Genomic DNA, 11000 nt, shown 5'->3' on the forward strand with positions numbered 1-11000 from the left:
GAACCACCCCCGCACTGCCCCGCACCATGGCCGCCACCTGCATAACCCCAATAACAACAGGCCCAATGCCATGAGCACTTTTCACCCTCGCCAGCTATTGCTGGCCACCGCAGTCGCCAGCCTTGCGTTTCCCGTCGTCGCCGAAGAACACGGCTTTATGGAGGACGCCAGCGCCAACCTCAACCTGCGCAATTTCTTCATCAACCGTAACTTCACCAACCCGACCAAAGCCCAGGGCGGCGCGCAGGAGTGGACGCAAAGTTTCATCCTCGACGCCAAGTCCGGCTTCACTCAGGGCACCGTGGGTTTTGGCGTGGATGTACTGGGGCTGTACTCGCTCAAGCTTGATGGCGGGCGCGGCACTGGCGGTTCACAGTTATTGCCGCTGGACCATGACGGCCGCCCCGCCGACGATTTCGGGCGCCTGGGTGTGGCGTTCAAGGCGCGTATTTCCAAGACCGAACTGAAGGTCGGCGAATGGATGCCGACGCTGCCGATCCTGCGCGCCGACGACGGCCGTTCCCTGCCGCAAACCCTGCGCGGCGGGCAGATCACCTCGAAGGAAATCGACGGCCTGACCCTCTACGGCGGCCAGTTCCGCGCCAATAGCCCGCGGGACGACAGCAGCATGTCGGACATGTCGATGTTCGGCAAAGCCGCCTTCACCTCCGACCGCTTCAACTTCCAGGGCGGCGAATACACGTTCAACGACAAACGCACCCAGGTCGGCCTGTGGAATGCCCAGCTCAAAGACATCTACCGCCAGCAGTTCGTCAACCTGGTCCATAGCCAACCCGTGGGCGACTGGACCCTGGGCGCCAACCTCGGGTTCTTCTACGGCAAGGACGACGGCAGCGCCCGCGCAGGCGAGCTGGACAACAAAACCTGGTCCGGCCTGTTTTCGGCCAAGTACGGCGGCAACACCTTCTACGTCGGCCTGCAAAAACTCACCGGCAACAGCGCGTGGATGCGCGTCAACGGCACCAGCGGCGGCACCCTGGCCAACGACAGTTACAACTCCAGCTACGACAACGCCCAGGAGAAATCCTGGCAAGTGCGGCACGACTATAACTTTGCCGCCCTCGGCGTACCGGGCCTGACCTTGATGAACCGCTATATCAGCGGCAGCAACGTGCATACCGGCACCATCACCGACGGCAAGGAGTGGGGCCGCGAAAGCGAATTGGGCTACACGCTGCAGAGCGGCGCCCTGAAAAACCTCACGCTGCGCTGGCGCAATTCCAGCATCCGCCGCGACTTCAGCAACAATGAGTTCGATGAAAACCGCTTGATCGTCAGCTACCCGCTCAGTCTGCTGTAAAGCCGTATTACACCTTGGCGGGAACGATTTGCTGCGGGTGGTCACTGTTAAGCGCCAGGGCTGATACCTGGCGCTTAAACAAGGACCACACATGGATGTTTTCAACGGTAGTACCCGCCCTCTCCCACGCCTCCTCGATGGCGTACCGCCCTTACCTGCAGTGCGTCCAGTAGCAACGTTCGACACTGGTCACTACGGGCTGGCCAAACCTGCCCATTTGCAGTTCCTCCCAGGCACGTCGATCCAGACTTATCTGCACCCGTTCCTGAATGACGGCAATCTAAAAGCCAGCGGGCAGTCGATATGGGAGCACGGCTATTCCTTCAGCCTGAACAACAGCCTGCTCCTGGAAACCGGCAACGACGCGGACCAGGTCCACATCAGCCAGGCTTCTGACGATCAGTTGAACATTCGCCTCAATGGCCGGTTGTATCGTTTTGCCAGCCACGATAACGATGGCAAACCGCTGACCCTGTACCTGAAGACCCACGGCGGCAATGACCACGTACACATTGACGCCAACGTCATGCAGCCCATCGTGATTGAAGCGGGGGACGGCAATGACCGAATCCAGGCCGGCGGTGGTGACACCCGTGTAGTCGGCGGCAACGGTAACGACGTCGTGCGCCTTGGCAGCGGCCTTGGCTACGCCGAGGGCAATGACGGTGACGACCTGCTCATGGGCGGCAGCGGCGACAGCGTGCTCTATGGCAACAACGGCAATGACCGCCTCTATGCGGGCGCGGGATCGCGCCGAAAAGCCAGCTATCTGGATGGCGGCAACGGCAATGACCGGCTGTACGCCGGCTCCGGCCACACGGTGTTGCATGGCGGCACCGGGCACGATCGCTTGATCGGCCACGACCGAAGCACCTTCTACACCGGCGACGGTTACGACACCGTTATTGCCAATCGACCGGGCGACCGGATCTACGCCCAGCCCGGCGATTCGATCAACCCTCTCAATGGCTCGCTATTGACGGCCGTGCCTGCCCACGCCGGCCCAATCAAGGGGTTTGCGATCAAGGGATCTGCCGCGTTCATCCAACGGGTCGAAGACGATTTGGCGCTGTTACGCCACTCTCCCCAAGGCCAGCAGATGCTCGCAGAGATGGACGCGGCTGCCGATCGCAACGGCGCCCCGGTAACGATTGTGGAAGATCGGCAGGAGAACGGCAGCGGGTACATCTACGGCAGCCAGGAACTCCAGGCCCTGCTGCAGGACGAACGTGCGCCGGTAGTCGGCGACGATCCCAAGTGGGGGTTCATGGTCGACGGAGTACCCGGGTCTCGGGCTGACCGCGCGCGCATTGAATACAACCGGTCCCAACTGAACCCCTCGGCGGGCACGACTCACCCGCCCATCATCGGGCTCTACCACGAAATGGCTCACGCCTATAACGCCGCCAACGGCACCGCCTTCACGGGTTCCACGCAGGAAGTATTCGAGGGGCAGGCGCACGAAGTGCCTAACAGTGAACGCCAGGCCGTCGGCCTTGAGAGCAGCGCAGCCGCCTTTGATTTTGACAACGACCCTGCCACGCCAGCCATCACCACCAACCCCAAGCCCTTCACTGAAAACGCTTTGAACGAGGAAATGGGTAGGCCACTGCGAGCGCAATACGTAGGTTAAACCAGATCGCGTTTGTCAGCCTTTAACCCCACGTCGAGCATCTTGCGGTATCGTGCGCGCCTGCCGCTGCTGACCCATCCAGCAGCGGGTTTTATTCGAGCCTGCGCACCCATGAAATCTTTCGCCATCGCATCCGCCTTGCTCGCCCTGGCCTTGAGCCTCAGCGGCTGCATCAGCGCGCCCATCGCGCTGACGCCACAGACCGAACAACGCCTGCAGGCCCAGGCACCGATCCGTTTTCTGCTGACGTTCGATGACGGTCCCAGCGCCTCGGGGTACAACAACCCGACCCGCTCGGTGATGGCCGACCTGGCAAACAACCCGGTATTGCCGGGCATCAAGGCGGTGTTCTTTCTGCAGACCGAAGCCTCGCGCTCCGGCGGCAGTTCACGGGGCCGCAAGACCATGGAACGTGAGTTCGCGGCCGGGCATGTGCTGGCGTTCCACACGGCCACAGCCTTTCATACCAACCATCGCTGGTTGAGCGACGCTGAGCTTGAACGCACCCTCAGCCAGGGCGCTGCGGATATCGCCGCGATCACCGGCGTGTCGCCGACGCTGGTGCGCCCGCCCTTCTGGAACTATGACCGGCGCACCTTCGCCGCCTACCAGCGCCACGGCATGAAGGTGTTGTTGACCGACCTGAGCGCCAACGACGGCAAGATCTGGGGCTTCAACGCCAGCCCGCGCCGCCGCGAGAACCTGATCCGCCAGCTGTCGGTGGTGCGCGAACGCATCGCCTTGGGGGAATTGCCGACAGTCGACGGCGTGATACCGGTGGTGGTGACCTTCCACGACATCAACCGCTACACCGCACGGCATCTGCAAGAGTACCTGCAGATCCTGATGGACAGCGCCCGGATCGACGGCCTGAAGACCGCCGCCGAGCCGTTCTACACCGCTCACGCAGCACTGGAGCGGGCGGCATTGGCGCGTACCGTGAAGCAAGCGAGTGAAGAAGTGCATCTGCCCGGGGTGTGGAATTGGGTGTGGGACGCCGATTCCAACTGATGTGCGTTATCGGGCTGTGCATTGTCTTTTTTCATGCATGCTGTAATGAAGTAGTTATCGTCATGCGGGAACCCCTCCAACTTTTTCACCACTGATCGGCGGTAAATCACCGACGCTCACAAGAAAGAGTATTGACGATGCAAACCTCTTCCGTTGCGCCTAAAGCGCCCGAACCTAATGCCCTCCCCGGCGGATCGCCAGCTCCAGGCGCCCCTGCACTCATAAACAGCCCTCCCCCCCAGACCAGCAAGATTGTCAGTGACAAAAATGTCGATATCACACTGACAACCACGTCGTATCAGGGGGAAAGCGGGAAAAAAAATGTGACGATTCTAAAAATCGATACTGCCGATGGCGCGGACGACATTCACATCAGCAAAGGCGAACGCGGCCAACTCAATGCCGTGATAAATGGCAAAAGTTATTTACTGCCCGCTGCTAACAGCGATGCGACAGCGATAGCCATCAGGGCGAACAAGGGTGACGACACCGTTCGCATTGATCCTGATGTGATGGCTTACACCCTAATCCATGGAGGTGAAGGTAACGATCATATACAGACCGGAGGTGGTAAAAGCCAAGTTTACGGCGGCGCGGGTAATGACATCATCCAACTGGGCAGCGCAAGCAGTTACGCCGGCGGTGACGACGGCGATGACACCATGATGGGCGGCACAGGCAATCACACCATGTACGGCGGGAACGGCAACGACCGCATGTACGCGGGTTACGGTCCTGACAGCAAAACCAGCTACATGGACGGGGGAAACGATGACGACCTGATGCACGGCGGAAGCGGCCACAACATCATGCACGGCGGCAAAGGCAATGATCAGATAAACGCTTATGGCCGAAGCCATATCTACACGGGTAGAGGTCAAGACAGCGTCTATTCCAACTCAAGCGACGACGTTGTGTACGGTAAACGCAGCGATCACCTGGGATTGCCATTCGGATTCAAGTTTATCGAGACCGTGCCATTGCCCGAAAATGCAGGGCGCAAGGCGATTGATATCGAAGGTTCCCCGGCATTCAAGCAACGGGTTGAGGATGACCTGGAGTTTTACCGAGGCTCTCCCAACAGCCAGCACATGTTGAATGAACTGGACGCCGCCGCAGAGCGCAGCGGAGCCAAAGTCACGATAATGCAAGATATCACTGATACTCACATCGTCGTGCCGCCGGAGGGCGTTCCCCTGGAAGAATGGCAGGACCCCACGATCATCCGCGATGGGATCCGTGGCGCGGGCACGACAGAATCGTTTGTGACCTATAACCCGGTCATCCCCAGAGAAGCCTCGGACGAGTCGCGTGTGTTTCTGCCGACCACCACGACCCTGTACCACGAACTGGGTCACGCTTATAACGCAGCCACAGGCAGCACATTTTTCGGCAATACGGAAATTATCCGCCCGGACGGCACACGCACCCAGGAGCCCAATGATGAACGCCAGGTCGTCGGCCTGGAAACTGCCAGTCCGCCCTTCGACTTTGACAACGACCCCGCAACCGCGCCAACCACGTCAAATCCTTACCCACTGACCGAAAACGCGTTACGAGAAGAAATGGGCCTGCCCCTGCGAAAAAGCTACGGCTCCCTGTGAGTCGAGCTGACCGCTCAGCCCCGTGACGGTCAGCGACCGCTCCTCGACAACCTGTTGCCTCTCGCCAGGAGTGCAGTGCCGAGTCGCACTAAGCGCGCGACTCGACCCCCAATTCATCCCACACCGATTCGGCCAGATGAAACGTCGCATTCGCCGCCGGAATCCCGCAGTAGATCGCGCTTTGCATCAGCACTTCCTTGATCTCGGCACGGGTCACGCCATTGCTGGCGGCGGCGCGCAGGTGCAGTTTGAGTTCTTCGCCGCGGTTCATGCCGATCAGCATGGCGATGGTGATCAAACTGCGGGTGTGCCTGGGCAGGCCGGGGCGGGTCCAGATATCGCCCCAGGCGTGGCGGGTGATCATGTCCTGGAATTCGCTGTTGAACTCGGTCAAGGCATTCAGGCTGCGGTCGACATGCGCGTCGCCCAGCACTTCGCGGCGCACTTGCAGGCCGTCGGCGTAACGTTGTTTCTCGTCCACAAAAGACTCCTCAGCGGGCCAGCAGAAATTGAATGACCCGGTCGCTGAACGCCGCACCGGCTTGCACGTTGGACAGGTGGGCGGCGTAGAACTCGGCGTACTCGGCCCCCTGTACCTGACGCTGGATAAAGTGGCTGCCGGCGGGCGGTGTGACAGCGTCTTCAGTGCCGGCGATCACCAGGGTCGGCACGTGGATCGCCGACAGTTGCTCGCTAAAGTCTGCATCGCGCACCGCTGCGCAATTGGCAGCGTAGCCCTGGGGCGAGGTGGCCGCGAGCATGTCGGTAATGCGCTTGGCCTGCTGCGGGTTGGCCGCCGCGAAATCGGCGGTGAACCAGCGCGCAATCGACGCGTCGCGCAGCGCCACCATCGCGGCCGCACCGTCGCGCAGGACCATCTCGATACGCGGGTTCCACACGTCTGATGTACCGATCTTGGCCGCAGTGTTGCACACCACCAGGCGCTGCAAACGATCCTCCGCGTGAATCCCCAGCCATTGGCCGATCAGCCCGCCCATGGACAGCCCGCAGAAATGCGCGCGCGGGATGTCCAGCGCGTCCAGCAGCGCAATCACGTCGCGGCCGAGTTGTTCGATGCTGTAGGGGCCTTCGGTCACCAGGGATTGGCCGTGGCCACGGGTATCGAAGCGCAGCACGCGAAAGTGCTCGGCAAAGGCCGGGACCTGGGTGTCCCACATATTCAGGTCGGTGCCCAGCGAATTGGACAGCACCAGCACCGGTGCATCGATGGGGCCATCCAGTTGGTAATGCAGTTCGCCCTCGGCGAGTTGTACAAAAGCCACAGCAATCTCCTCAGGCAGTCAGTGCAAAGTGTTCGGTTACAGCGCGGCTGACCCAGGTTTGGGCCTGGCCCAGGTAGTGTGCCGGGTCGAGCAGGCGGTCCAGGTCTGTCGCCGACAACTCGGCGGTAATGAGCGGCTCATCGGCGAGGACGGCGCGCAGATGGCGTTGTTCGGCCACCGCGCGTTTGCAGCACTGCTCCAGCAGGTGGTGCGCGGTGTCGCGGCCCAGGCGCTGCGCGAGCACGATGCTGACGGCTTCGGCCAACACCAGGCCCTGGGTCAGGTCGAGGTTGCGCGCCATGCGCTCGGGGTCGACTTCCAGCCCTGCACTCACCAGCAGCGCCTGTTGCAATGCGCCAGAGACCAAGCGGCAAATCTCCGGCAGGGTTTCCCATTCGGCATGCCACAGGCCCAGGCTGCGTTCGTGTTCCTGGGGCATGGCGCTGAACAGCGTCGCCACCAGGCCGGGCACGCGGGTCGCGGCGCTGATCAGCACGGCGGCGCCCACCGGGTTGCGTTTGTGCGGCATGGTCGACGAGCCGCCTTTGCCGGGCGCCGCCGGCTCGAATACTTCCGCCGCCTCGGTCTGCATCAGCAGGCTGATATCGCGGCCCAGCTTGCCAAGGCTGCCGGCGATCAACCCGAGGACGGCAGCGAACTCCACCAGGCGATCACGCTGGGTATGCCAGGGTTGCTCGGGCAACGTCAGTTGCAACTGCGCCGCCAACGCTTGGGCAACGGGCATTGCCTGTTCGCCAAGCGCGGCCAGCGTGCCGGAAGCGCCGCCGAATTGCAGCACCAGCAAGCGCGGTTTCAGCTCGATCAAGCGCTGGCGGCTGCGGGTCACCGCGCCCAACCAACCGGCGATTTTCATGCCCAGGGTGACCGGCGTGGCATGCTGCAACCACGTCCGCCCGGCCAACGGTACAGCCGCATACCGCTGGGCCTGGGCTGCCAGAATATCGCCGAGGCGAGCCAGGTCGGCTTCGATCAACGCCAGCGCGCGCCGCAGTTGCAGGACCAGGCCGGTGTCCATCACATCCTGGCTGGTCGCGCCCAAATGCACATAGCGTTCGGCACTCGGGTCTTCACCGGCCACCCACTTGCCCAGCGCCTTCACCAGCGGAATCGCCGAATTGCCCGCCGAGGCAATCGCCACGCCGAGGGCATCGACGTCATACAGCGACGCCAGGCACGCCTGGGCAATCGGCGCGACGGCCGCCTGCGGGATCAACCCGACCTGGGCCTCGGCCCGTGCCAGTGCGGCTTCGAAATCCAGCATGCCCTGCAGGCGCCCCTGGTCGCAGAACACCTCGGCCATGCTCTCAGCGCTGAAGTAAGCGTCGAACAGTTGGTTGCTCGTGCGCAGCGTCATACCGCCTCCTTTATAAATCGTGATGCAGGTACGCCGCCTGTTTCGGCAGGCGCAGACTGAACAGGAAAGCCACCGCCATCATGCCGGTGACGTACCAATAAAAGGTGTTCTCCATGCCCAAGGATTTCAAACCCAAGGCCACGTATTCCGCCGAGCCGCCGAAGATTGCGTTGGCCACCGCATAAGCCAGGCCCACACCCAGGGCGCGCACCTGGGGCGGGAACATTTCCGCTTTCACCAGGCCGCTGATGGAGGTGTAGAAACTGACAATGGCCAACGCCAGCGTGATCAGCACAAACGCCAGGAACGGACTGCTGACGGTTTTCAGGCTGAGCAGGATCGGCACCGTAAACAAGGTGCCCAGCGCGCCGAACCACAGCATCGAATTACGGCGACCGATCTTGTCGGCCAGCATGCCGAACAGCGGCTGCATGCACATATAAAGGAACAGCGCGCCGGTCATGATGTAGCTGGCGGTCTTGGCGTGCATTCCGGCGGTGTTCACCAGGTACTTCTGCATGTAGGTGGTGAACGTGTAGAAAATCAGCGAGCCACCGGCGGTATAGCCGAGCACGGTGATAAAGGCCGCTTTATGGTCACGGAACAGCGCGGCGATGCTGCCGGCGTCCTTGTCTTCGCGCATTTCCTTGCTGGTGGTTTCTTTCAGGCTACGACGCAGCAGCAGGGAGATCACCGCCGCGATGGCGCCGATCACGAACGGAATCCGCCAGCCCCAGGCGCGCAATTCGTCTTCGCTGAGGATCTGTTGCAGGACCACCACCACCGACACCGCCAGCAGTTGCCCGCCGATCAGGGTCACGTACTGGAAGGAGGCGAAGAACCCACGCTGGCCCTTGAGCGCCACTTCACTCATGTAGGTCGCGGTGGTGCCGTATTCGCCGCCCACCGACAAGCCCTGGAACAGCCGCGCCACCAGCAGTAACGCCGGGGCCCAGGCGCCGATGTCTTTGTAGGTGGGCAGGAAGGCGATGACCAGGGAACCGGCGCACATCATCAGCACCGAGATCATCATCGAGTTCTTGCGCCCGTGCTTATCGGCCACCCGGCCAAACAGCCAGCCGCCGATGGGCCGCATCAAGAACCCGGCGGCGAACACTCCGGCGGTGTTGAGCAGTTGCACCGTGGGGTCGTCCGAGGGGAAAAACGCCGGGGCGAAGTAAATGGCGCAGAAGGCGTAGACGTAGAAGTCGAACCATTCGACGAGGTTGCCGGAGGATGCCCCGACAATCGCAAAAATCCGTTTGCTGCGTTCTTCTCCGGTGTAGTGACTGGTTGTTGTTGTCATGTTTTTTTCACTCAGTGGGAACGGTTATAGCCTAGACACACTTTGCAACAACCATGTTCCGCTTGTAGACATTTACATAGGTGTTGCCTGAAATGGCCTCATCGGGGGCAAGCCCCCTCCCACACTTGAATGTATTCACACATCAAAGGTGGGAGGGGGCTTGCCCCCGATAGGTTCTCAAGCCAACTCAGTAATCAAAGAACACCGTTTCCTTATCTGTCCCCTGCAACACCACATTCCACTGATGCACACCGTCCGCATCCGGCTTGGCAATCAAGGTACTGCGCCGCTCTGTGGGCACGCGCGCGAGCAACGGGTCATCCGCATTCAGCGCCTCACCGTCAAAATAAATCCGCGTGAGCAAGTGTTTCACCAGGCCACGGGCAAATACCAGCACCACCAGGTGCGGCGCCTGGGTCGTGCCCGCCAGCCCCGGCACGCTGCCCGGCTTGACGGTGGTAAAGCGGAAGCGCCCTTCAGCATCCACCGGCACCCGGCCGAAGCCTTCGAAGTTCGGGTCCAGCGCTTTGTCCTGGTCGTCCTCCGGGTGGTCGTACTTGCCGGCGGCATTGGCCTGCCAGACTTCCAGCATGGCGTCGTTGACGACATCACCGTTGCCATCCACCACTTGCCCGCTGATCGCCACGCGTTCGCCAAGGGTCGCGGCGTTGGCCAGGGCTTCGCGGTTCAGCCAGGTCAGGCCGATGTGGTAATACGGCCCGACGGTGTGGGACGTGGTCGCGTAAAGGCTCATCTCATTTCTCCATCGGCGTGGCGTCGCGGCCGCGCAGGACAATGTCCCAGCGGTAGCCGAGGGCATAGGAAGGAATGGTTTTTTCCAGGTCGAACGTGGCGATCAGGCGTTGCTTGGCCGAGGTGTCCGGTACGCAGTTGTAGATCGGGTCGTACTCGAGCAGCGGGTCGCCGGGGAAATACATCTGCGTGACCAGGCGCGTCAGCACGCTCGGGCCGAACAGCGAAAAATGGATATGCGCCGGGCGCCACGCATTGTGGTGGTTGCCCCACGGGTAGGCGCCGGGCTTGATGGTCTGGAACTGGTACCAGCCCTCGGCGTCGGTGACGGTACGCCCGGTGCCGGTGAAGTTCGGGTCGAGCGGCGCGTCGTGCAGATCGCGCGCGTGGTTGTAGCGGCCGGCCGCGTTGGCCTGCCAGATCTCCACGAGGATGCCCGGTACCGGCAGACCGTTTTCATCGAGCACGCGCCCGTGAACGATGATGCGCTCGCCCTGCGGCTCGCCGTCGTGCTGCGCAGTCAGGTCGTTGTCCTTCTCGTTGATGCGCTCGGCGCCGATGGTCGGGCCGGTGATTTCCGACAGGGAATGGGGCAGGAACACCAACGGCTGAGACGGCGAACGCAGGTTCGTCGACTGGTAGGCCGGGTGCAGGTAATCAGGTTGAGTGCCCGCTTGCGGGCGCCGGTAACCGGGCTTGTCACTCATGGAGCGG

The 11000-nt window shown here is 61.9% G+C and carries 10 protein-coding genes; 4 read left to right on the forward strand and 6 right to left on the reverse strand.

Going from position 1 to position 11000, the window contains the following annotated elements:
* Positions 1 to 70 precede the first annotated feature (70 nt).
* From AC07W0_RS10745 to AC07W0_RS10760, 4 genes are all read left to right on the forward strand, one after another.
* Complete coding sequence (locus AC07W0_RS10745; RefSeq protein ID WP_046490264.1) at positions 71 to 1321, forward strand: OprD family porin; 1251 nt, start codon at positions 71 to 73, stop codon at positions 1319 to 1321.
* Between the two features lie 91 nt (positions 1322 to 1412).
* Complete coding sequence (locus AC07W0_RS10750; protein ID WP_256580918.1) at positions 1413 to 2954, forward strand: M91 family zinc metallopeptidase; 1542 nt, start codon at positions 1413 to 1415, stop codon at positions 2952 to 2954.
* A gap of 111 nt (positions 2955 to 3065) precedes the next feature.
* Positions 3066 to 3965, forward strand: coding sequence for a polysaccharide deacetylase family protein (locus AC07W0_RS10755; protein WP_046490263.1), 900 nt, complete (start codon positions 3066 to 3068; stop codon positions 3963 to 3965).
* A gap of 137 nt (positions 3966 to 4102) precedes the next feature.
* Entirely contained in the window at positions 4103 to 5569 is a 1467-nt protein-coding gene (locus tag AC07W0_RS10760) for a M91 family zinc metallopeptidase (RefSeq protein ID WP_102617396.1), read from the forward strand.
* Positions 5570 to 5657: 88 nt separating this feature from the next.
* Here the strand turns inward: AC07W0_RS10760 and pcaC are convergent, their stop codons facing one another.
* The 6 genes from pcaC to pcaH form a co-directional block, all read right to left on the reverse strand.
* Positions 5658 to 6050: a 4-carboxymuconolactone decarboxylase gene (gene pcaC / locus AC07W0_RS10765; protein ID WP_017844824.1), complete on the reverse strand. Its 393-nt coding sequence runs from the start codon at positions 6048 to 6050 to the stop codon at positions 5658 to 5660.
* Between the two features lie 10 nt (positions 6051 to 6060).
* Positions 6061 to 6852, reverse strand: a complete 792-nt coding sequence (gene pcaD, locus AC07W0_RS10770; protein WP_102617395.1) for a 3-oxoadipate enol-lactonase — start codon at positions 6850 to 6852, stop codon at positions 6061 to 6063.
* 10 nt (positions 6853 to 6862) lie between these two features.
* Positions 6863 to 8227 (reverse strand): 3-carboxy-cis,cis-muconate cycloisomerase, encoded by a 1365-nt coding sequence (locus tag AC07W0_RS10775; RefSeq protein WP_102617394.1) that lies wholly within the window; start codon positions 8225 to 8227, stop codon positions 6863 to 6865.
* A gap of 10 nt (positions 8228 to 8237) precedes the next feature.
* A complete protein-coding gene (locus tag AC07W0_RS10780; RefSeq protein WP_017844821.1) occupies positions 8238 to 9533 on the reverse strand; it encodes an MFS family transporter in 1296 nt (431 codons plus the stop codon).
* Positions 9534 to 9720: 187 nt separating this feature from the next.
* A complete protein-coding gene (pcaG, locus tag AC07W0_RS10785; RefSeq protein ID WP_102617393.1) occupies positions 9721 to 10287 on the reverse strand; it encodes a protocatechuate 3,4-dioxygenase subunit alpha in 567 nt (188 codons plus the stop codon).
* A gap of 1 nt (position 10288) precedes the next feature.
* Positions 10289 to 10993: a protocatechuate 3,4-dioxygenase subunit beta gene (pcaH, locus tag AC07W0_RS10790; protein ID WP_017844819.1), complete on the reverse strand. Its 705-nt coding sequence runs from the start codon at positions 10991 to 10993 to the stop codon at positions 10289 to 10291.
* Positions 10994 to 11000 lie beyond the last annotated feature (7 nt).

This window comes from Pseudomonas sp. GW704-F2, from assembly GCF_059423025.1.